Annotated in this window: 21 protein-coding genes; 4 read left to right on the top strand and 17 right to left on the bottom strand. The window is 67.1% G+C overall.

Features of this window, described 5'->3' with window-relative positions; genetic code table 11:
* Positions 1 to 36 precede the first annotated feature (36 nt).
* Both OG326_RS41555 and OG326_RS41550 read right to left on the bottom strand, forming a co-directional pair.
* Positions 37 to 507 (bottom strand): nucleoside deaminase, encoded by a 471-nt coding sequence (locus OG326_RS41555; RefSeq protein WP_327142551.1) that lies wholly within the window; start codon positions 505 to 507, stop codon positions 37 to 39.
* An 11-nt stretch (positions 508 to 518) separates the two neighbouring features.
* Entirely contained in the window at positions 519 to 905 is a 387-nt protein-coding gene (locus tag OG326_RS41550) for a winged helix-turn-helix transcriptional regulator (RefSeq protein WP_327142550.1), read from the bottom strand.
* 111 nt (positions 906 to 1,016) lie between these two features.
* Between OG326_RS41550 and OG326_RS41545 the strand changes: the two genes are divergently transcribed.
* Positions 1,017 to 1,862 (top strand): SDR family oxidoreductase, encoded by an 846-nt coding sequence (locus OG326_RS41545; RefSeq protein ID WP_327142549.1) that lies wholly within the window; start codon positions 1,017 to 1,019, stop codon positions 1,860 to 1,862.
* 18 nt (positions 1,863 to 1,880) lie between these two features.
* Here the strand turns inward: OG326_RS41545 and OG326_RS41540 are convergent, their stop codons facing one another.
* From OG326_RS41540 to OG326_RS41520, 5 genes are all read right to left on the bottom strand, one after another.
* Positions 1,881 to 2,357: a hypothetical protein gene (locus tag OG326_RS41540; protein ID WP_327142547.1), complete on the bottom strand. Its 477-nt coding sequence runs from the start codon at positions 2,355 to 2,357 to the stop codon at positions 1,881 to 1,883.
* A gap of 190 nt (positions 2,358 to 2,547) precedes the next feature.
* Positions 2,548 to 3,807 carry an RNA polymerase sigma factor gene (locus OG326_RS41535; RefSeq protein WP_327142546.1) on the bottom strand — a complete coding sequence of 420 codons (1,260 nt, stop codon included), beginning with the start codon at positions 3,805 to 3,807 and terminating at the stop codon, positions 2,548 to 2,550.
* A 3-nt stretch (positions 3,808 to 3,810) separates the two neighbouring features.
* Positions 3,811 to 4,167, bottom strand: coding sequence for a YciI family protein (locus tag OG326_RS41530; protein WP_327142545.1), 357 nt, complete (start codon positions 4,165 to 4,167; stop codon positions 3,811 to 3,813).
* Positions 4,168 to 4,187: 20 nt separating this feature from the next.
* Entirely contained in the window at positions 4,188 to 4,763 is a 576-nt protein-coding gene (locus OG326_RS41525) for a dihydrofolate reductase family protein (RefSeq protein WP_327142544.1), read from the bottom strand.
* 82 nt (positions 4,764 to 4,845) lie between these two features.
* Entirely contained in the window at positions 4,846 to 5,223 is a 378-nt protein-coding gene (locus tag OG326_RS41520) for a VOC family protein (protein ID WP_327142543.1), read from the bottom strand.
* A gap of 117 nt (positions 5,224 to 5,340) precedes the next feature.
* Here OG326_RS41520 and OG326_RS41515 point away from each other — a divergent pair, with 117 nt between their 5' ends.
* Together OG326_RS41515 and OG326_RS41510 are read left to right on the top strand one after the other, a co-directional pair.
* Positions 5,341 to 6,114 (top strand): TetR/AcrR family transcriptional regulator, encoded by a 774-nt coding sequence (locus tag OG326_RS41515; protein ID WP_327142542.1) that lies wholly within the window; start codon positions 5,341 to 5,343, stop codon positions 6,112 to 6,114.
* Between the two features lie 163 nt (positions 6,115 to 6,277).
* Entirely contained in the window at positions 6,278 to 6,919 is a 642-nt protein-coding gene (locus OG326_RS41510) for a GNAT family N-acetyltransferase (RefSeq protein ID WP_327142541.1), read from the top strand.
* A 200-nt stretch (positions 6,920 to 7,119) separates the two neighbouring features.
* Here OG326_RS41510 and OG326_RS41505 read toward each other — a convergent pair whose 3' ends face one another.
* The 8 genes from OG326_RS41505 to ramB form a co-directional block, all read right to left on the bottom strand.
* Positions 7,120 to 7,659 carry a carboxymuconolactone decarboxylase family protein gene (locus tag OG326_RS41505; RefSeq protein WP_327142540.1) on the bottom strand — a complete coding sequence of 180 codons (540 nt, stop codon included), beginning with the start codon at positions 7,657 to 7,659 and terminating at the stop codon, positions 7,120 to 7,122.
* 233 nt (positions 7,660 to 7,892) lie between these two features.
* Positions 7,893 to 8,750 (bottom strand): GntR family transcriptional regulator, encoded by an 858-nt coding sequence (locus OG326_RS41500; protein ID WP_327142539.1) that lies wholly within the window; start codon positions 8,748 to 8,750, stop codon positions 7,893 to 7,895.
* A gap of 14 nt (positions 8,751 to 8,764) precedes the next feature.
* Positions 8,765 to 9,457 carry an urea ABC transporter ATP-binding subunit UrtE gene (gene urtE, locus OG326_RS41495; RefSeq protein WP_327142538.1) on the bottom strand — a complete coding sequence of 231 codons (693 nt, stop codon included), beginning with the start codon at positions 9,455 to 9,457 and terminating at the stop codon, positions 8,765 to 8,767.
* Entirely contained in the window at positions 9,450 to 10,313 is an 864-nt protein-coding gene (urtD, locus tag OG326_RS41490) for an urea ABC transporter ATP-binding protein UrtD (protein WP_327142537.1), read from the bottom strand. The genes urtE and urtD overlap by 8 nt, the downstream gene beginning before the upstream one ends.
* Positions 10,310 to 11,506, bottom strand: a complete 1,197-nt coding sequence (urtC, locus tag OG326_RS41485) for an urea ABC transporter permease subunit UrtC (protein ID WP_327142536.1) — start codon at positions 11,504 to 11,506, stop codon at positions 10,310 to 10,312. The genes urtD and urtC overlap by 4 nt, the downstream gene beginning before the upstream one ends.
* The gene (gene urtB, locus OG326_RS41480) at positions 11,503 to 12,387 is read right to left on the bottom strand and encodes an urea ABC transporter permease subunit UrtB (protein ID WP_327142535.1); all 885 of its coding nucleotides are present in this window, start codon (positions 12,385 to 12,387) and stop codon (positions 11,503 to 11,505) included. The genes urtC and urtB overlap by 4 nt, the downstream gene beginning before the upstream one ends.
* 333 nt (positions 12,388 to 12,720) lie before the next feature.
* Positions 12,721 to 13,995 carry an urea ABC transporter substrate-binding protein gene (gene urtA, locus OG326_RS41475; RefSeq protein WP_327142534.1) on the bottom strand — a complete coding sequence of 425 codons (1,275 nt, stop codon included), beginning with the start codon at positions 13,993 to 13,995 and terminating at the stop codon, positions 12,721 to 12,723.
* A gap of 354 nt (positions 13,996 to 14,349) precedes the next feature.
* Positions 14,350 to 15,759 carry an acetate metabolism transcriptional regulator RamB gene (ramB, locus tag OG326_RS41470; protein WP_327142533.1) on the bottom strand — a complete coding sequence of 470 codons (1,410 nt, stop codon included), beginning with the start codon at positions 15,757 to 15,759 and terminating at the stop codon, positions 14,350 to 14,352.
* A 128-nt stretch (positions 15,760 to 15,887) separates the two neighbouring features.
* Between ramB and OG326_RS41465 the strand changes: the two genes are divergently transcribed.
* On the top strand, positions 15,888 to 17,432 hold the full coding sequence (locus tag OG326_RS41465; RefSeq protein WP_327142532.1) for an ATP-dependent DNA ligase: 1,545 nt from the start codon (positions 15,888 to 15,890) through the stop codon (positions 17,430 to 17,432).
* A 487-nt stretch (positions 17,433 to 17,919) separates the two neighbouring features.
* On the opposite strand, the gene OG326_RS41460 is transcribed toward OG326_RS41465, so the two are convergent.
* A complete protein-coding gene (locus OG326_RS41460; protein WP_442790892.1) occupies positions 17,920 to 18,357 on the bottom strand; it encodes a DUF4254 domain-containing protein in 438 nt (145 codons plus the stop codon).
* Between the two features lie 83 nt (positions 18,358 to 18,440).
* Complete coding sequence (locus OG326_RS41455) at positions 18,441 to 19,265, bottom strand: lipase family alpha/beta hydrolase (RefSeq protein WP_327142530.1); 825 nt, start codon at positions 19,263 to 19,265, stop codon at positions 18,441 to 18,443.
* Positions 19,266 to 19,268: the final 3 nt, after the last annotated feature.

The raw sequence follows: 19,268 nt of genomic DNA, 5'->3' as shown, positions 1-19,268 counted from the left end.
ACCGGGGGACGCCTTTTCTATTGTGCGAGCGCGAAATCAGCGCTGATGCAATTGCCGGTGCAACTCGCGTACCCGCTCGGAGAGCTCCGGGAACGGGCCCGAGACAGGCACATTCGGCGCAACCTGGTTGATCGAGAGGGGCAGCACCGGCCCGGGTCCGACGCCGAGATCGGTAAGCCATCCGATGAGCTGTTCGGTCGAGGCGACATAGGCGATCCGGCCCAGGCCGACCCAGGCGTGCGCGGCCGAGCACATGGGGCAGTGCTCGCCCGAGGTGTAGACCGTGGCGGCGGCACGGTCGGCGGGAGCCATGTTCTGGGCGGCCCAGCGTGCCAGCGTGAATTCGGGATGCTGGGTCTGATCGCCGCCCGAGACGCGATTGCGGTCCTCCGCGAGCACGGTGCCGTCGGCCGCGACCAGCACGGAACCGAAAGGTTCGTCACCTGCCGCGAGCGCCTCGGCCGCCAGCTCCACGCAGCGCTCGAGGTATTTCAGGTCGTCGGTCATCGGGCTCCTGTTCACTCGCGGTGGTAGGCGTTCTGCGCGGCCCGGATCTGGTCGATATTGGTCTCCAGCATGTGGACGAGGCCCTCCAGCTGGTCCGCGACCTTGGCGCCGAGATCGGTGAGGGTGTATTCGACGTGCGGGGGGATGGATTGCTGGACCTCGCGGTGGATCATGCCGTCGCGTTCGAGCGTCTGCAGGGTTTGCGAGAGCATGCGCTCGCTGATGCCGTCGACGCGCCGGCGCAGGGCGCTGAAGCGGGTGGGGCCTTCCTTCAGCGCGACCAGGGCCAGCACTCCCCAGCGGCTGGCAATGTTCTGCAGGACCGGGCGGGAGGTGCAGTTGCGCGCGAAGACGTCGGCTTCCAGGGTCGGGTCGGTGTCATCGGGCGGCGTACTCATGGTTCGAGATTACCTACCCTTCGGGTTGCGGTTCTGGAATAGCATGTGCTTACTATTAGTTAGTACATCCAGACAGTGCAGTTTGTTCCCACCGAGAACCTGGAGTAAGTCATGACCGTCGCAGTCACCGGAGCCAGTGGTCAGCTCGGCCGGCTTGTTGTCGAAACCCTCTTGAAGCAGGGCGTCACCCCGGTCGCGGTCGTCCGCGATCCCGCCAAGGTGGCCGATCTGGCCGCACTGGGCGCCGAGATCCGGCAGGCCGGCTATGACGATCCGGCCGCGCTGGACCGCGCCTTCGAGGGTGTGGACCGGGTGCTGCTGGTGTCCGGCAACGAGTTCGGCAGCCGAGTCGCCCAGCACACCAATGTGCTTCGCGCCGCCGAGCGCGCGGGTGTGGAGCTGTTCGCCTACACCAGCATTCCCAATATCGACAGCAATGAAATGATCCTCGCCCAGGAGCACCGCGGCACCGAGGCGGTCCTGGACGAGGCGAGTGTGCCGGTGGTCCGGCTGCGCAACGACTGGTACTGGGAGAACTACCTCAGCGGTTTGGCGCCCGCCATCGAATCCGGTGTGCTCTACGGTGCGGCCGGGACCGGCCGGGTGGCCGGCGCCTCCCGCGCCGACTATGCCGAAGCCGCCGCGAAGGTGCTGACCACGGACGGTCACGGCGGGCAGAACTACGAGCTCGGCGGCGAGCCTCTCGCGTATGCCGATCTGGCGCAGGCGATTTCGGAGGCATCCGGCAAGCCGGTGCGCTACCAGGATCTGCCGCAGGCCGATTACGCCGCCGCGCTCACGCAGAACGGCGTCCCCGCGCAGTACGCGCAGGTGCTCGCCGATGCGGATGCCGGTATCGCCCAGGGCATTCTGGATATCGAGACCGGTGATCTGCAGCGGCTGCTCGGCCGCACGCCTACCCCCGCGGTCGAGGTGTTCCGCGCCGCTCTCGCCTGAGCGCCGTCGCAGCTCGAATCAGTACCAGTGGTGGGCCTGCCAGAAATCCCAGGCCGCGACCGGGCTGCCGTACCGCTCGACCATGTACCGATAGGCCCAGCGCAGCTGGGTCATCGGATTGACCAGCCAGTCGGGGCCCGCGCTGAACATCTTGAGCGCGGGCAGCGCCTGGGCCAGGCCGTAGGCGCCGGAGCTGGGATTGACGGCGAACACCCGCCAGCTGCTCTCATGGGTGATCACCTCATCGAAGGCCCCGAACTGATCGAGGGGAACGACGGTGAGCGCCATGGCTTTGAGCACCGGTCTGGGGAACGCCGAGGACGGGTCCAGGCCGAGGGCCGTCACCGTGGGAATGAGCGTGGTCGCCACCGGGCCAAGGGATTTCGCCGCCAGTTGCAGCGCGGACGAGGTCATATCGACCAGCTGGGCGACCTGTTCGTCGGGAGTCGCTTGCGCGGTGGGACTGCCTGCGCCGATCACGATCGGTGCGGCCACCACCAGGAGCATTCCGAGGGTTTTCGCTCGGAGTCCCCGCCGTTGCGATGTAGCCGATTCGGGTAGCTGAGCAATCACGAATAGTCGGTCGAGAAATCGTAATCAGGAGTCAACGTACTCGCGCCCGGGGAGTTCGCCTGGGAGCGCTCCCGGCGCGTCGTTCAGTAATTTGCGGGGCTATCTTCGCTGCTCAAGCCCTGTTCGCTCGATCGGTCAGCAGGGCCTGCTCAGTAGCATTGGCGGTCAGTTCCGCCGCGCGCAGGAATGCGGCGCGGGCGTCCTCGGTATGACCGAGCCGGGCCAGCAGATCACCTCGGACGGCGTACAGCAGGTGATAGTCGTCGAGGGCGCCGGAGGCCGCCGCCTTATCGGCCAGTTCCAGTCCGGCGGCGGGGCCGTGCAGCATGGCGACGGCCACGGCCCGGTTCAATTCCACGATCGGTGACGGAAACCGCTGGGCCAGTACGGCATACAGTCCGGCAATGCGCCGCCAATCGGTGTCTGCGGCGGTCGGCGCCATGGCGTGCACCGCGGCGATCGCCGCCTGCAGCGCGTAGCGGCCCGGACCGCCGCGGGTGCGGGCGAGGGTGTGCGCGCGGGCCAGCGCGGCGAAACCGCGCCGAATGTAGAGCCGATTCCAGTGTGCGCGATCCTGATCCGCGAGCAGGACCATGTCATTGCCGTCCGCGCTGCGGGCTCCGGTGCGGGAGGCCTGCAATTCCAGCAGCGCGGCCAGGCCGTGCGTTTCCGGTTCATCGGGCAGGAGCGCCGACAGGATGCGCGCCAAACGCAGTGCGTCCTCGCATAATTCGGCGCGCACCCAGCGTTCGCCCGAGGTCGCGGTGTAGCCCTCGTTGAAGATCAGGTAGATCACCTCGAGGACCGAATCCAGCCGGGCCGTCAGTTCCGCGCCCTGTGGCACCTCGTACGGCACCCTGCGGGTCGCGATGGTCTTCTTCGCGCGCACGATACGTTGTGCCACAGTGGATTCCGAGATGACGTAGGCGCGGGCGATCTCCTCGACGGTCAGGCCGCCGACCATGCGCAGTGTCAGTGCGGCGCGGGCCGGCGGCGTCAGCACCGGATGGCAGGCGGTGAAGATCATGCGCAGCAGATCGTCGGAGATGGCCTCGACCGGTTCCGGCGGTTGTTCGTCCAACTCCACCTCCCGGCCGAGCAGTTCGAGCTTGCGGGCGAAGGTGGCGTCCCGCCGAATCCGGTCGATGGCACGGTGTTTGGCGGTCAGCATGAGCCAGCCGCCCGGATTCGCGGGCACTCCGTCGCGCGGCCACTGCTCCAGGGCCGCCACATGAGCGTCCTGGGCGAGCTCCTCGGCCACGCCGATATCGCCGACCACGCGGGTCAGGCCGGCGACCAGGCGCGGCCACTCGATGCGCCAGGCCGCCTCGACGGCCTGGCGCGCTCGCTCCCGCGGTGACCGCTCGCGCACTGCTCAGTCCTGATCGGCGAGCTGCCGGACCTCGACCTCGATATCCCACTCCGGCCCGTGCACCCGCAGGAAGCGGGAGGCCCACTCGACCGCCTCGGCGGTGGATCGGGTCTGCAGCAGGCAGTAGCCGCCGATGATCTCCTTGGATTCGGTGAAGGGGCCGTCGATGACGGTCTGCTTCCCGTCGACCTGGTGGATGCGGGTGCCCTCTTCGGTCGGCCGCAATCCGGCGGTGTCGAGCAGGACGCCCGCCTTGGTCATCTCCTCGATGAGCGTGTTCATATCCGCCATGAGCTTCTCGTCGGGGCCCTGTTCGGGGGCCTTGGACGGATCGAGACGGATCAGCACCAGATTTCGCATTGTCTTCTCTCTTCCTTGGCTCAGGCGACCTGGTAGCGGAGGTAGACCGCACCCGAGTCGAACGTCTTCGATTCCAGCAGATCCACATTCAGCGCGGCCTTGTCATGGAACAGCGGCGTGCCGGAGCCGACCGTCACCGGATGCACCATGATTCGGAATTCGTCGATGAGACCGTTGTCGATGAACCAGTGCACCAGTTTCGGGCTGGCGTAGATGGCAAGCGTGCCACCGTCTTCCGCCTTGAGTTCGGCGACACGGGCGGCCGCGTCGGCGGCGATGATCCGGGTGTTCTTCCAGCCCGCCTCCCGCAGCGTGGTGGAGAAGGCGATCTTGCTCACGTTCGTCACCCAATCGGCGTGCGCCTTCTCGCCGTCGGCCGCATCCGGATTGCCGGCGACGCCGGACCAGAAGTCGCGCATGCCTTCGAAGGTACGACGTCCGTACATCGCGGTGTCGACATCGGAGCGCACGTGCTGATTGCCGAAGGCGTCGACCTCGGGGCTGTAACCCCGGAAGGTCCATTCGAACCCGAGCCCGGTCTGTGAGTCCACGTACCCGTCCAGGGTCATGTTCTCGATTGCCACGACTTTCCGCATGGCTGGTTCCTTCCCGTCGAGGAGCGGGCCGCGGTTCGGCCCATGACTACTCCTCGAACGGGACGGCCCGGAATCGACACGATCAGACCCACTGGACCAATTGGATGATGATTCCGTTCGGATCGACGGCCTGGAAGTAGCGCTCGCCCCAGGGTTCGGTCTCGATCGGGGTGACGATCGGAACGCCCTCGGACCGGACTCGCTCGTACTCCGCGTCGATGTCTTCCACGATGAAGACCACCAGGACGCCCTGTCCGGCGCTGCCCGCAATGGTCGCGGGCTTGAAGGTGGACAGGCCGGTGCGCAGGTAGATGATGTTGAAGCCCGCATCAGGCCTGGTCAGGGAGACGAATCCATCGGCGGACATATCCTCGGCGAAGCCGAAGTGGTCGATCAGGAATTTCGCCGAGGTGGTGGGTTCGGCCACGTTCAGGGAGAGGGCGGATGCGGTGATTTTCATGGGTGCTCCTTGCTGCCGATAAACTCTGTACTAAGTACGCTGTACTTTGTACGTAAATTCCCGGCGGGCTGTATCGTGACGAGCGTCACATCTATACGATCAGGGCGGAGGTGAGGCATGGGCGCACGTGAGCGGAGCAGTGCCGGAGATCCGGTGCGCACCCTGGAACTGCTGTGGCGCGAGCCCGGGCAGGGCGGGTCGGCACGCGGTCCGAAACAGCGCACCACCGTCGACGCGGTGGTCGATGCGGCGCTGGAGATCGCCGACGGTCAGGGGCTGGCGGCGCTCACCATGCGGTCGGTCGCGGCGCAGCTGGGGCTCACGCCGATGGCCACCTACACGTATGTGCCGGGCAAGGCCGAACTCCTCGACCTCATGCTCGATACCGTCTATCAGCGGATGACGCGCCACGATCTCACCGGAATGCCTTGGCGTGAAAGGGTTTCCACCGTCGCCGCCGAGAACCGCGCGCTGCTGGCCGCGCACCCCTGGGTCGCCTACGTCCCGACCACCCGTCCGCCCCTGGGCCCCGGCGTCGCCGCCAAATACGACCACGAACTCCAGGCCTTCGACGGCCTCGGCCTCGGCGACGTCGATATGGACGCGGCCCTCACCCACGTCCTCGGCTTTGTCACCTCGGTCGCCCGCATCGCCATCGATACCGCCCGCGCCGCCGCCGAAAGCGGTGAATCCGACCACGAGTGGTGGCAGCGCGCCGCCCCCCTCCTGGAACGCGTCTTCTCCGCCGACCGCTACCCCCTCGCCGCCCGCGTCGGCGCCGCCGCCGGCCAGGCCCACAACAGCGCCTACAGCGCCGACCACGCCTACGACTTCGGCCTCGCCCGCCTCCTCGACGGCCTCGCCGCCCTCATCGAAACCTCGTCCGGCTGAGCCACGTTGTCGGCGGGCTGCGCTCGCTGCGCCGGAATAGTGTGGCGCGGAACGGCCTTGCGGAGAGCCGGGCTGATTGGTGTGGGCGACCGTTTCGGGTGGTCCGGGTGGCTGATCGGAATTCCGGCGACACGGGGTGCCGGGGCGGGGCAGAATTTCAGGTATGCCGCGATCGGTGCCGGCAATCATTGCCGCTGAAGTCTTTACGAAGGGCGCGCAGCCGGTGATTCCGGCGGGCGAGGGGTTGGTGTTGCGGCCCTGGCTGCGGCGGGATGCGCCGGAGGTGTTCGCGGCCTTTCAGGATCCGGCGATTCAGCGGTGGCATGCGCGGACGGCCGAATCGGTGGAGGAGGCGGACGACTGGATCGAGTTGTGGCTGCATGCGTGGAGTGGTGGGGTCGATGCCAATTGGGCTGTGGCCGACAGCCATACCGGGCATGTGGTGGGGCGGGCGTCGCTGCGGTCGATGCTGCTGTCGCAGGGGCTGGGTGAGATGGCGTACTGGGTGGCGCCGCGGGCGCGCGGGCAGGGGATCGCACCGCGGGCCGTTGCCGCGCTCACCTCGTGGGCATTCGACGAAATCGGCTTCCACCGCCTGGAACTCCGCCATTCCGTGCACAATCCGCAGTCCTGCCGGGTGGCGATGAAATCCGGCTACGCCCTGGAGGGCACCAACCGCAGCGCCACCCTGCACGCCGACGGCTGGCACGACATGCATATGCACGCCCGGGTCGCGGGGGATCTGTCGACCGAAACCCTGCCGCTCGCACTGGGTTCGCGGGCGCGGCATCGCGCGGACGGCTAGCAACCGCCCGACGTGGGAGCCCTTGTCATCCCGGCATGCTTTGGCCGGGATCCGTCAGCGAGGTACAGCCGCCCGGGTGGGGATCCCGGCCAAAAGCGCGCCGGGATGACGGGGATTGCACTGGGATGAGGGAGATTGCGCTGGGATGAGGGAGATTGCGCTGGGGTGGCGGGGGATTGCGCTGGGATGAGGGGGATTGCTCAGTGATCGGTCTGGATTCGCAGGGCGGTGATGGTGCTGGCGAGGCCCTCGTACTGGTTGGTGAGCAGGACGATTTCGATGAGGCGGCGGTCGTCGTAGTGCTCGGCGAGGGTGGTCCAGGTGGGGTCGTCGAGGTTGCGGGTGGTGACCAGTTGGTCGACGGCGGTGAGGAGGGCGCGTTCCTTGTCGGTCCAGCCGGGGGCGGTGGGGCCGAGGCGCAGCCGGTCGAGGATCTCCTGGGTGATGCCCGCGCGCTTGCCGAGTCGAATGTGATGGTCGGTCTCGTACTCGCATTCGCGCAGGTGCGCGACTCGCAGAATCACCATTTCGGATTCGTAGCGGCGCAGCCGCCCGCCGGGCATGAGCTTCCCGGAGAAGTGCAGCCAGCCGCGGAACAGGCCGCCGGTGCGCCCGAGCGTGCTGAACAGGTGCGCGTCATCCGTGCCCGCGGCGCGGGAAAGCGCCTGCCAGACAACCCAGTTGACCGGACCCAGCTCCCGGAGACGCCCGGGCGCGATACGTGGCTGCGTCGACACCATGCCCAACGCTAACAGTCTGTCCCAGCCACTGGCCACCGTTCGTCCCCGCCGCACCAGCCATTCGCCCCTGCGCCCGGCCCACTCACTCGGCGCACAGGTCTGCACCTTCGGCAATCCGGCATACGTTCGGCCGGGATTCACACCGCACAGGTGGATCTGGCCGAACGCGCCGAGGCGGTCACCAGCAGCCGAGAGGGCGGGCGGCGGTCACCCGAAGTGTGGGGGAAAGGGAGTCACTCCCGCACGGCCTGGGCGAGTTTCGTCATTTCCAGGGCTCGGCGGGCGCGGGTGAGGACGTGGGCTCGGGAGCTGGTCAGGTGGGCGAGCAGGGTGCGGAGGGCGGCGTCGAGGTCGCCCATGAGGAGGTATTCGGCAATGGCTATGTGGTCTTCGGCCATGGCGGCGACGCGTTCGGGGGTGGGCATATCGATGGCGCGGACGGGGCGGACGCGGGCGTGCACTGTCGAGAGGGCGTCGGCCAGTGCGGAATTGCCCGCTGCCGCGAGCAGGGTGATGTGGAAGCGCTCGTCGGCGGCGATGAGGTCGGCGTCGGGTTCCGGTGCGTTGTCGCGCAGATATCGCCACGTTTCCAGTTCGCGCAGCACCGCGGCCGCGTCCTGCAGCAGGTGCGCCGCAGCGAAGCCCGGGCCCGGCGCGGGAGTGCGCCGCATGGCGCCGTAGGCGGGGTATTCCGAGGCCGCCTCGTGTGCCTGTGATCCGCCCGCGTAGCCGTAGGCGGAATCCTGGGGATAGGCCTCCACCGGGATCGGATCCAGTCCGCCGAGCCCGGCGGGCGTGGTTTGCAGTCGCTGGATTCCCCTGGCCTCCAGCACTATTCGCAGTTCGTACAGGTCGCCGAGTTCATCCACTCGCGGCCGGTAGGGGTAGAAGCCGTCGGGGTGCCGTTCGAGCAGTCCGTCGGCGAAGAGCCGGGCCAGGGCCTCACGGACCGGAGTGCGGGAGACCCCGTAGGTCTCGGCGAGGCGTTCCTCGCCGAGCCGTTCGGTCGGCACCAGCACCCCCGCCGCGAGATCCCGCTGCAGAGCCAGATAGACCCGTTCGGACAACGGAATGCGCCCCCTGCGCGCCATATCGGGACGGCCGATCAGATCGCCATGGCCAGACGGACGTTGGATTCCGCGCCCGCTCCGCCCGCCCCGGAGGAGGTGATGCGGCCCGATTGCAGCACGTAGTACTGCTGAGCGGCCTGCAGGGCGAAGCCGATGTGCTGTTCCACCAGCAGCACGCTCAGACCACCGCGATTGGTGAGATCGATGATGGTGCGCTCGATTTCGGCGACCACCGACGGCTGGATGCCCTCGGTCGGCTCGTCGAGAATCAGCAGTTTGGGTTCGGTGATCAGCGCGCGTGCGATGGCCAGCTGCTGCCGCTGACCACCGGAGAGCAATCCGGCCTTGCGCGTGAGCAATTCCTTCAGGGCCGGGAACAGCTCCAGCGATTCGGCGATGAGCTCCTTACCGCGCTTGCGCCCGTCCGCCACCACCTGGAGGTTCTCCAGCGCGGTCAGCTGCGGGAAGGACTGCTGCCCCTGCGGCACATAGGCGATGCCGCGCTTGACCCGCCGCGACGGGGCCATCTTCGTGATGTCCTCGTCATTGAAGCGGATACGCCCCGATTTGGCGGGCAGCAGGCCCACCGCGGCGCGCAGCAGGGAGGTCTTCCCGACGCCGTTGTGGCCCATGACGGCCACCACGCCGTCACTCGGAACCGTCAGCGAGACACCGTGAATCACCTGGCTGCGACCGTATCCGGTCTGTAGGTCGATGATCTCAAGCATTCGCGGCCTCCTCTGCGTCGGTGGATGCGCTCTCGGCGGGACCGGCCGAGTCGGCGGCGGGCGGCAGGTCACCGGCCGCCGCGGTGCCGAGGTAGACCTCCTGCACCTTGGGATCGGCCTGGACCTGTTCGACGGTGCCCTCGCTGAGCACCCGGCCGCCCGCGAGCACGGTGACCGAGGTGGCGAAGGCGCGCATGAAGTCCATATCGTGTTCGACGACCACCACGATCCGTTCACCGCCGATGCGGCGCAGCAGGTTTCCGGTCTCCTCGCGCTCCTCGGCGCTCATACCGGCGACCGGTTCGTCGAGCAGCAGCACCGAGGCGTTCTGCACCAGCAGCATGCCGATCTCCAGCCACTGCTTCTGGCCGTGCGCGAGCACCCCGGCGGGCTTGTCGCGCAGGGCCGTCAGGCCGGTGGTCTCCAGCGCCTCCTCGATGGCGGGGAGCACCGACTTGCGCTTGCGCAGCAGCGTCAGCGCGGAACGTCCGGCGCCGGCGGCGATATCGAGATTCTGCAGCACGGTGAGCTGTTCGAAAACGCTGGCCGTCTGGAAGGTGCGGCCGACGCCCAGCCGGGCGATCTGATGCACCTTCTTGCCGATCAGCTCACTGCCGGACTTGCGCGCCGAACCGGTGGCGGCGGCCAAACCGGTGATGGCGTCGATCAGCGTGGTCTTGCCCGCGCCGTTCGGTCCGATGAGAAAGCGCAGATCACCCTGCAGCACAGTGAGATCCACATCGGTGACGGCCTTGAAACCGTCGAAACTCACAGAGAGGCCGCGGATTTCGAGGTATTCGCTGTCCATTCCGGCATTGCCGCCGAATTTGGGTTCCTGCACGGCAGCGGTCGTCATGCCTTCACCTTCTCTTCGTCCGCAGGGGCTTCCGGCTCGGTAGCGGGCTCGGCGGTCTCCTCGGCCGGTGCGTCGACCGATACGACCGGGGCGGTGATTGCCGCGGCCGGGCCGGAGCTCTGCGCCGGGCGCACCCGCTCCGCCAATTGTCTTGCCAGCGGGAGCAATCCGGCCAGGCCGGCGGGCAGGAAGCCGATCACCACGATGAACAGCGCGCCCTGGAAGTAGGTCCAGGCCGAGGGGAAATTCTCCGAGAGCGTGGTCTGCGCCCACGCCACGCCGATCGCGCCCAGCACCGGGCCGAGCAGGGTGGTGCGGCCGCCGATGGCGACGCCGACCAGGAAGGCGATGGAGGGCACCACACCGATATCGGCGGGGGAGATGATGCCGACGATCGGGGTGAACAGCGCGCCCGCGATACCCGCGAAGAACGCGGCCACCACGTACGCGACGATCTTGATATTGGCCGGGTCGTAGCCGAGGAAGCGCACGCGCTCCTCCTGATCGCGCACGGCCACGAGCAGTTCGCCGTAGCGGCTGTTCATGAGCTGGCGCGCGATGGCGACCACCACGAGCAGGGCGCCCGCCGCGATGAAGAACAGCATGCGCCGGTTCACCGGATCGTCCAGGCGGAAGCCGAAGAACGTCTTGAAGTCGCTCAGACCGGTGAAGCCGCCGATGGTCTGCTGACCCGTGAGCAGAATGGCCAGCGCCGCCGCGAGCGCCTGGCTCAGAATGGCGAAGTACGCGCCCTTGACGCGGCGCTTGAACACTCCGAAGCCGAGCACCGCCGCGACCAGTGCGGGCACCACCAGAATGCCCAGGATCGCAACCGGTGCGGAGGCGAAAGGCCGCCAGTACGAGGGCAATTCGGAGATGCCGGCGATGGACATGAACTCCGGCACATCCTCGTGCGCCTTGCTGGCGTCGGCCATCTGCATATGCATGGCCATGATGTACGCGCCGATGCCGAAGAACACGCCCTGGCCCAGGGTGAGCATGCCGCCGCGACCCCAGGACAGGCCGATGCCGACGGCGACAATGGCGAAGCAGAGGAATTTCGCCAGCAGGCTCAGGCGGAAATCGCTGAGCATCGCCGGTGCGATGCCGAAGAGCACGATGGCCGCCAGGACGAAACCGCCCACGACCTTGAACGACGAAGCGTCTTTGAAAGTGCGCTGGATGAGAGTCATGCCAGACTCCTCGTGCGAACGGTGAACAGGCCCTGCGGGCGGGCCTGCAGGAAGATCACGATCACGATGAAGACGATCACCTTGGCGACCGACGCGGTGGTGGAGTATTCGACGAACGAATTCAGCAGGCCCATGCCGAAGGCCGCGATGACGGTGCCCTTGATCTGTCCCAGGCCGCCGATGACCACCACCAGGAAGGCGTCGACCAGATACGACTGTCCGATGGTCGGGCTGGTGGAACCGATCAGGGTGAGCGCCACCCCGGCGACCGCGGCCAGGCCGGAGCCGATGAAGAAGGTGCTGATATCGGTGAAACGGGAAGAGACGCCGGAGGTTTCGGCGAGGCTGCGGTTCTGCACCACGGCCCGGATGCGCCGGCCCAGCGGAGTGGTCTTGAGCGCGGTGGCCAGCGCGATGACCGCGACCAGGGCCAGCACCATGATGAAGATGCGGGTCTTGGGAACCACGGTGCCGGCAATGGTGATGCCGCCGGTCAGCCAGTCGGGGGCCACCACATTCTTGGCGGGTGCGCCGAAGATATTGCGGGCGGCCTGCTGGAGCACCAGGCCCACGCCGAAGGTGACCAGCAGGGTGTCCAGCGGACGGTCGTACATCCAGCGGATGAGACCCATTTCCAGGGCCGCGCCCAGTAGCCCGCCGACCAGGAAGCCGACGAACAGCGACACGATGAGTGCGACGCCGGTCGAGTGAATGACCTGCTGCACAACGAATGTGGTGTAACAACCGGCCATGATGAATTCGCCGTGCGCCATATTGATCACGCCCATCTGACCGAAGGTCAGCGACAGGCCCAGCGCGGCGAGCAGCAGGATAGAGCCGAGGCTCAAGCCCGTGAAGAGCTGTCCGACAGCGACTTCCATGTGATTACCTCTGTGATTCTCTCGCGCTGCGGGGCGGTGGCGGCGCGTCGTGCGGGCGGGAGCGGATCGCGTCTGCGGCGCTCCGGTGCCGCGATGGTCGCGGACGGGCGGCTCGCTGTGCTCTGTGCTCCTCCGTCCGGCAGTTCGGGAGGGGCGGATTGTCTTGCGTGCGTGCGGCTGTCGCGGCGGGTCGGGGATGGCGGCTCGGCGTTGCGGGTGGACTTCGGAGGTGCGGGTGGACTTCGTCGTTGTGATGTGGGTAGCTGCCGTGTACGGCCGGTGCGGAGTGATTCCGCACCGGCCGCCCCTCAATCGGCGGCTACACCGATGGCTCTACTTGAGGCCCTTGGCCCAGTCGTAGGTGGTCAGGTACGGGTCCGGCTGGATCGGCTTGCCGGAATCCCACACGGTGTAAATCAGGCCGTCCGGGTGGATTTCACCGATGCGGGCGGTCTTGGTGATGTGGTGGTTGTCGCCGTCGATGGTGACGGTGCCCTCCGGGGCGTCGAAGGTGACGCCATTGGCCGCGGCCTGAATGTCGGCCACTGCGAACGACTTCGCCTTCTCGACGGTGTTCTTCCACAGGTAGACCGAGGTGTAGGCGGCTTCCATCGGGTCGGAGGTGGGCTTGTTGGCGCCGTAGGCGGCCTTGTACGCGGCGACGAACGCCTTGTTGGCCGGGGTGTCGACGGTCTGGTAGTAGTTCCAAGCGGTCAGCTGGCCGGTGATGTTCTGCGCACCGATGCCCGCGACCTCCTCCTCGGCGATGGAGACCGAAACCACCGGCATCTCAGCGGCTTTCAGGCCCGCGTTGGAGTACTCGCGGAAGAACGCCACATTGGAGTCGCCGTTCAGGGTGTTGAACACCGCACCGGCATGCGAGTTGCGAACCTTGTTGACGATGGTGGAGAAGTCGGTCGAGCCGAGCGGCGCGTAGTCCTCGCCCTTGATCTCGATACCGTTGGCCTTGGCGTACGCCTTGATCTCCCGGTTGGCGGTCTGCGGAAACACGTAGTCCGAGCCGACCAGGTAGAGGGAGGTGATGCCCTTCTGCTTCAGGTAGTCCAGCGCCGGCACGATCTGCTGGTTGGTGGTCGCGCCGGTGTAGAAGATGTTCTTGCTGTCCTCCAGGCCCTCGTACTGGACGGGGTAGTAGAGCAGCGAGTTCAGCGATTCGAACTTGGGCTTCATGGCCTTGCGGCTGGAGGAGGTCCAGCCGCCGAAAACCGCTGCGACGCAGTCGGAGCTGATCAGCTTCTCGGCCTTCTCGGCGAAGGTCTTCGGGTCGGACGCACCGTCCTCGAGCACCACCTCGAGCTTCTTGCCCATGACGCCGCCGGACGCGTTGATCTGGTCCACCGCCAGCTTGGTCGCATTCGCGACGGTGACCTCGCTGATGGCCATGGTGCCGGTCAGCGAGTGCAGCGAACCGATCTTGATGGTGTCCTTCGAGGTGTCGACGCAGGACTTGGCGTTGGAGCCCGACGCGGTGTTGTCGTCGCGCGAACCGCAGCCGGAGATCAGCGCTACGGACAGCACCAGGGCGGTCGGGATGGTGATTGCTCTGACCAGGCGCGCAGTTCGCTGTCGGCGGAGGGAATCTTGCATGGGGCGGACCCTTCTCACTTCACGGGGTTCGGCATCAGCCGGTTACCAGCACAGCGACGCCACGTGCGCCGCTTGCGAATACCGCCGCGTATACAACGGCTGTATTCGTGTTGCGAACGGTAAACGGGAAGTGTTGCGCCGGAATGACTCTCGGTGACGGTCCGATTGCTGATGTTTCCGTGGAGTGAATTTCCGCTCACCGCAACAGGGTTCGTGATCGGCAGCGCCGATATCGGTGCAGGTGAGCGGCGTAAACGGCGCCGGGCCGGGTCAGCGTGAGCTGACACCGGCCCGGTGCGGATTGTGAGATCTCCTACCTCGGAGTGGGTGGTACGCCATGGTGCGGTGCCGGTGTTACTGGATTACATAGGGGGAGATGGAGCTTCGGTGTTCGCTGATATCGAGGGATTTGCCGAGTGGGGGGAATGCGCGCTGGGGGCAGTTGGAGCGTTCGCAGACTCGGCAGCCCGCGCCGATGGGAGTTGCCTTGGGTTCGTTGAGATCCAGGCCGTCGGCATAAACGACGCGGCCGGCGTGACGGAGTTCGCAGCCGAGGCCGATGGCGAATACCTTGCTCGGTTCGCCGTAGCGGGTGGCGCGGCGTTCCACGGTTCTGGCCACCCACAGATACTTCCGGCCGTCGGGCATCTGGGCGATCTGGGTCATGATCTTCGCGGGGTAGGCGAAGGTCTCGTAGACATTCCACAGCGGGCAGGTGCCGCCGCTGGAGGAGAAGTGAAATCCGGTGGCGGACTGGCGTTTCGACATATTGCCCGCCCGGTCCACCCGGACGAACGAGAACGGGACGCCGCGCAGCCGGGGGCGCTGCAGGGTGGAGAGGCGGTGGCAGATGGTCTCGTAGCTCTGGGTGAAGAAGGCCGACAGGCGTTCGATGTCGTAGCGGAAGTCCTCGGCCATCTCGTGGAAATGCGTGTACGGCAGCACCGTCGCCGCCGCGAAATAGTTCGCCAGGCCGAGTTTCGCCAGCACCCGTGATTCGGGGCTGGAGAAGTTGCCCTCCTCGACCAGCTTTTCGATGAGATCCCCGCACTCCAGATAGGCGAGTTCCGCGGCGAGTTTGAATACCCGCTGCCCACCGGAGAGATGCGGCGCGATTTCCAGGCGGCGCTGCTCGGGATCGTATCTGTGCAATACGCCGTCGTGCAGATCGATGCGTTCCACGATCTGCACGCCGTGCGCGGTGGTGAGGCGGCGCGCGATCTCCCGTTTCAGGTCGCCGCCGTGGAAACGCATGCGGTTCGCGAGTTCCTCGGCCGCGGTATCCAATTCGTGAATGTAGTTCTGCCGCTGATAGAAGTAGTCGCGCACTTCCTCGTGCGGTTTGGAGATGGCGCCGGACCCGCTGCCGTCGGCGAAGCGGTCCTCGGTGGCGGCGGCCAGCTGCGCGGTCGTATTGCGATAGCGGCGGTGCATATTCACCATGGCGCGCGCCAAAGCCGGGTGCGCGGAGACCATTTCGGCGATTTCCTGGGCATCGGCCTCGATGCTGAGCTCCTGGTCCATCACCACCTCTTGCAGTTCGGCAATGAGGCGGGTGTCGTCCTGGGAGGAGAAGAATCCGGCGTCCACGCCGAAGACCTCGCTGATACGCAGCAGGACCGGTACGGTGAGCGGGCGAACGTCGTGTTCGATCTGGTTGAGGTAGCTGGCCGAAATCTCCAGCTTCTTGGCGAGGGAGACCTGGCTCAGCCCGCGTTCGGTGCGCAATTGCCGCAGGCGCGCGCCGACGAAAGTCTTGGCCATGTGCCCAGTTTATGGGCGGTTTCGCAGGCCTGCCAACCCGGAATTAGCAACTCTGCTGAGTGCTGCGTCACGGCGGGCGCGGCGTGCAGGTCCCGGATCTGTCATACCCGGGCGCTACCGTCGTTCAGGTGTTCTTGTCGCAGGTGGTTCAGGCGTCACAGGCCGTGCGCGCGACGTCTTCGCGCAAGACCAAGATCAGCACTCTGGCCGGGTTGCTCGGCGAGGCCGATCCGTGGGAATTGGCCCAGGTCGTGGCCTGGGTTTCGGGGGAATTACCGCAGGGGCGAATTGGTACCGGCTGGCGGACGCTGACCGCGATGGACACCGATCCCGCCGGGCTGCAGACGCTGACGGTGCCGCAGGTGGATCAGGTCTTCACCGAATTGTCGGAGGTCGCGGGCAGCGGGTCGACCGCCCGGCGCAAGCAGCTGCTGGCACAGATGTTCACCGTCGCCACCGCCCCGGAGCAGGAATTCCTGATCCGCCTGCTGACCGGGGAGATGCGGCAGGGTGCGCTCACCGCCATTGTGGCGGAGGCGGTCGCCATGGCCTTCGAGGTACCGATCGAGCTGGTGCGCCGGGCGCACATGCTGTCCGGGCGGTTGCCCGTGACGGCGCTGGCGGCCCGCACCGGCGGCGCGGAGGCGCTGGCCGCCTTCCGGCTGGAGGTCGGGCGGCCGATTCAGCCCATGCTCGCCTCGCCCGGGGCCACGCTCGATGAGGCGCTGAGCGAGTTCGACGGGGAGGTGAGCGTCGAGCACAAGATGGACGGCGCGCGCATCCAGGTGCACCGGGACGGTGATCGGGTGTGGGTGTTCACCCGCACGCTGCGCGATATCACCGGCAGTGTTCCCGAATTGGTCAGCCTGGTAAAGGAACTCGACTGCACCAGCGTGGTGCTGGACGGAGAGACGCTGGCGCTCAACGACTCCGGCCGTCCCCGCCCCTTCCAGGAGACCATGAGCCGATTCGGGGCGGCCACCGCGCAGGAGCTGCTTCTGCACCCGTACTTCTTCGACTGCCTGCATCTGGACGGTGTGGACCTGCTCGACGCCCCGCTGCGTGAGCGCCGCGTCGCGCTCACGAAAGTAGCCTGCGGACTGAGCATTCCGGCTCTCATCGCCCCCGATGCCGAGGCCGCTGCCGAATACTTCGACGGCGCCCTGGCCGCCGGCCATGAGGGCATCATGATCAAATCCCTGGACGCGCCCTATGCGGCCGGCCGGCGCGGCCGCGCCTGGCAGAAGATCAAACCCACGCACACCCTGGACCTCATCGTCCTGGGCGCGGAATGGGGCTACGGCCGCCGCACCGGATACCTGTCGAATCTGCATCTGGGAGCCCTGGATCCGGACGGCGGTGAGCCCGTCATGGTCGGCAAGACCTTCAAGGGCCTCACCGACGCGCTCCTGCACTGGCAGACCGCCGAATTCCCCCGGCACGAGCGCCGCCAGGACGGCAACACCCTCTACCTGCGCCCGGAACTGGTCGTCGAGATCGCCATCGACGGCGTCCAGGTCAGCCCCCGCTACCCCGGCGGCATCGCCCTGCGCTTCGCCCGCGTCGTCCGCTACCGCCCGGACAAGGAACCCCATCAGGCCGACACCATCACCACCCTGCGCGCCCTGCTCCCGGAAATGTCCACCACCCCAACACTTCCCGCCGATCAGTAACCTCCCGCCCGCACGGCGCAGTTCGCGCATGCCTTGGAAACCGCCCTGAACGATATGAATTCCAAGGTCGTGGCCCGCCCGGTTCTGGACTGACCGGAGCAATGCCGCGCAGCGGCGAGCGCAGGGAGGGAAGAACCGGGTAACAGGGCCACGACCCGCCGGAGCGAAGCGGAGGCAAATTAGACACAGCACCCGCCGAAGCGAAGCGGAGGCAAATAAAACACAGCCCACAGCGGATTCACAGGTGGATCGACAGGGTCCTCCGAGGTTGGGGGTGCAGGATTCGTTGTGTTGATAGCTCGGGCCTGGTTGTTGTCAGGTGACGGGGAGTGGACACTGCCTCCGCATCTCCCATGTGGGTTCTGCTCTCCGTGTGCCGGGCCGGGGCTTTCAACGGTGGGTTGCGCATGATCCACCTGTGCTGTCGGCGGCGTCCCGACCCCTCGCCGGGCGCCGCCGACGTACCTCGGCGGCAGCTCCGCCGCATTCAGTACTCGTATTCGCGATTGCCCGTGAGATTGGGCAGGCGCCGGCGGCCCGCGGCTAGTTCGGTCGCCAGATGTTCGTAGGCGATGGAGAGTTCGGTGAGCCGCAGCGCCGCATCATTGATCGCATCGTCCGGCGCGCTTGCCAGGGTCACGTAGGCCAGGGCCGAGAATTGCGCCAGGCGATCCACCACGGTGCCGACGGTTTCGGTATGCAGCTGGGCGTCACGGGCGGCCTTGGGGAGTTCGGTCGCCACCCAGCGGTCGATATCGAGCACCATGCGCGCCCGTTCCTGATCGATGCGCCCGGGCGCCGCCGCGGTCAGTCGTCGCTCGTGCAGGTCCGCCAGCAGTCCGGCGCAGCGCAGTACCGGATGGTCTTCGGGGGGCAGGCCGCGGCAGGCTTGCAGCAGCAGATGTTTCGGGGGGAGCAGAGGCACGGCCGCCATAGTGCTACGCGAATATCTCCGATTGGCAACAACATTCGCCGGACCTGCGAGGCGATCCCGTGTCGGTGCGGTGGCTACCGCCCGGATCCGAGTTGGTCGAGGATCCACTGATCGACGGTGGGGTCGAGGGGCAGATGCTGATGTGCCACGCTGCCGGGTCGCAGATCTTGCACGAACTGATTGCTCACGCCGGGCTCGTCGATGAACGAGGCCGGGCCCGCCGGAGTGACCGTGGTGTCGTCGCGGGTGGCGAGGACCGCGTAGCGCACGCCCGGCTGGGCGATCGGGCCGTCATCGAGTGCGTTCATGAAGGTCGAGCCCACCTCCAGATCGGCGCAGGCCGCGCAGAACGCGGGCAGTACCGCGGTATCCACGGCGCTGCGCACCGCCGGCGCCCGATCCGCGAGATCGACCAGGCCCGACAGTGTGGTGCCGTGTGTACCGGGGGCCAGCAGGAGTTCGGTGTGCACATGCCGCGCCTGCCCCAGATTCTTGGCGTAGTACTCGGCGATGGTGCCGCCCTGGGAGTGCCCGACGATATCGACGCGGGTGGCACCGGTCTGTGCCAGCACCCCGTCGATATAGGTCGCGACCTCGGTGGCCGCGCGGGCGATGGGTGCGATGCCGCCGTAGGGCAGCGGTGAGCTGTCCTGCCCGTAGCTGGGCGCGAAGACGCAGTATCCGGCCGCGGTCAGGTTGGGCGCCAGCACATTCCAGGCGCTCGAATCATCCATGGTTCCGTGCAGCAGTACGACCGGGTACGGATGGCCGGCGGTCGGGCGGCAGGTTCCGGACGGATCGGCGGGTCCGGCGGTCGCGGTACCGGGTGTGGCGGCCATACCGGTGAGGACGGCTGTCGCGACTGCTGCCGCGAGGGCCGTGCCCGAGAGTCGAACCATTGC

It is taken from the genome of Nocardia sp. NBC_01327 (genome assembly GCF_035958815.1).
Taxonomy (GTDB): domain Bacteria; phylum Actinomycetota; class Actinomycetes; order Mycobacteriales; family Mycobacteriaceae; genus Nocardia.
Note: the sequence above shows the minus strand (reverse complement) of the source record. Positions and strands in the feature narration are given on the sequence as shown.

What these genes read in the sequence shown, in the direction of transcription:
- OG326_RS41555 (WP_327142551.1), bottom strand. Translation starts at nt 507, where the DNA reads ATGACCGACGACCTGAAATACCTCGAGCGCTGCGTGGAGCTGGCGGCC.
- OG326_RS41550 (WP_327142550.1), bottom strand. Translation starts at nt 905, where the DNA reads ATGAGTACGCCGCCCGATGACACCGACCCGACCCTGGAAGCCGACGTC.
- OG326_RS41545 (WP_327142549.1), top strand. Translation starts at nt 1,017, where the DNA reads ATGACCGTCGCAGTCACCGGAGCCAGTGGTCAGCTCGGCCGGCTTGTT.
- OG326_RS41530 (WP_327142545.1), bottom strand. Translation starts at nt 4,167, where the DNA reads ATGCGAAATCTGGTGCTGATCCGTCTCGATCCGTCCAAGGCCCCCGAA.
- OG326_RS41525 (WP_327142544.1), bottom strand. Translation starts at nt 4,763, where the DNA reads ATGCGGAAAGTCGTGGCAATCGAGAACATGACCCTGGACGGGTACGTG.
- OG326_RS41520 (WP_327142543.1), bottom strand. Translation starts at nt 5,223, where the DNA reads ATGAAAATCACCGCATCCGCCCTCTCCCTGAACGTGGCCGAACCCACC.
- OG326_RS41515 (WP_327142542.1), top strand. Translation starts at nt 5,341, where the DNA reads ATGGGCGCACGTGAGCGGAGCAGTGCCGGAGATCCGGTGCGCACCCTG.
- OG326_RS41510 (WP_327142541.1), top strand. Translation starts at nt 6,278, where the DNA reads ATGCCGCGATCGGTGCCGGCAATCATTGCCGCTGAAGTCTTTACGAAG.
- OG326_RS41505 (WP_327142540.1), bottom strand. Translation starts at nt 7,659, where the DNA reads ATGGTGTCGACGCAGCCACGTATCGCGCCCGGGCGTCTCCGGGAGCTG.
- OG326_RS41500 (WP_327142539.1), bottom strand. Translation starts at nt 8,750, where the DNA reads ATGGCGCGCAGGGGGCGCATTCCGTTGTCCGAACGGGTCTATCTGGCT.
- urtE (WP_327142538.1), bottom strand. Translation starts at nt 9,457, where the DNA reads ATGCTTGAGATCATCGACCTACAGACCGGATACGGTCGCAGCCAGGTG.
- urtD (WP_327142537.1), bottom strand. Translation starts at nt 10,313, where the DNA reads ATGACGACCGCTGCCGTGCAGGAACCCAAATTCGGCGGCAATGCCGGA.
- urtC (WP_327142536.1), bottom strand. Translation starts at nt 11,506, where the DNA reads ATGACTCTCATCCAGCGCACTTTCAAAGACGCTTCGTCGTTCAAGGTC.
- urtB (WP_327142535.1), bottom strand. Translation starts at nt 12,387, where the DNA reads ATGGAAGTCGCTGTCGGACAGCTCTTCACGGGCTTGAGCCTCGGCTCT.
- urtA (WP_327142534.1), bottom strand. Translation starts at nt 13,995, where the DNA reads ATGCAAGATTCCCTCCGCCGACAGCGAACTGCGCGCCTGGTCAGAGCA.
- ramB (WP_327142533.1), bottom strand. Translation starts at nt 15,759, where the DNA reads ATGGCCAAGACTTTCGTCGGCGCGCGCCTGCGGCAATTGCGCACCGAA.
- OG326_RS41455 (WP_327142530.1), bottom strand. Translation starts at nt 19,265, where the DNA reads ATGGTTCGACTCTCGGGCACGGCCCTCGCGGCAGCAGTCGCGACAGCC.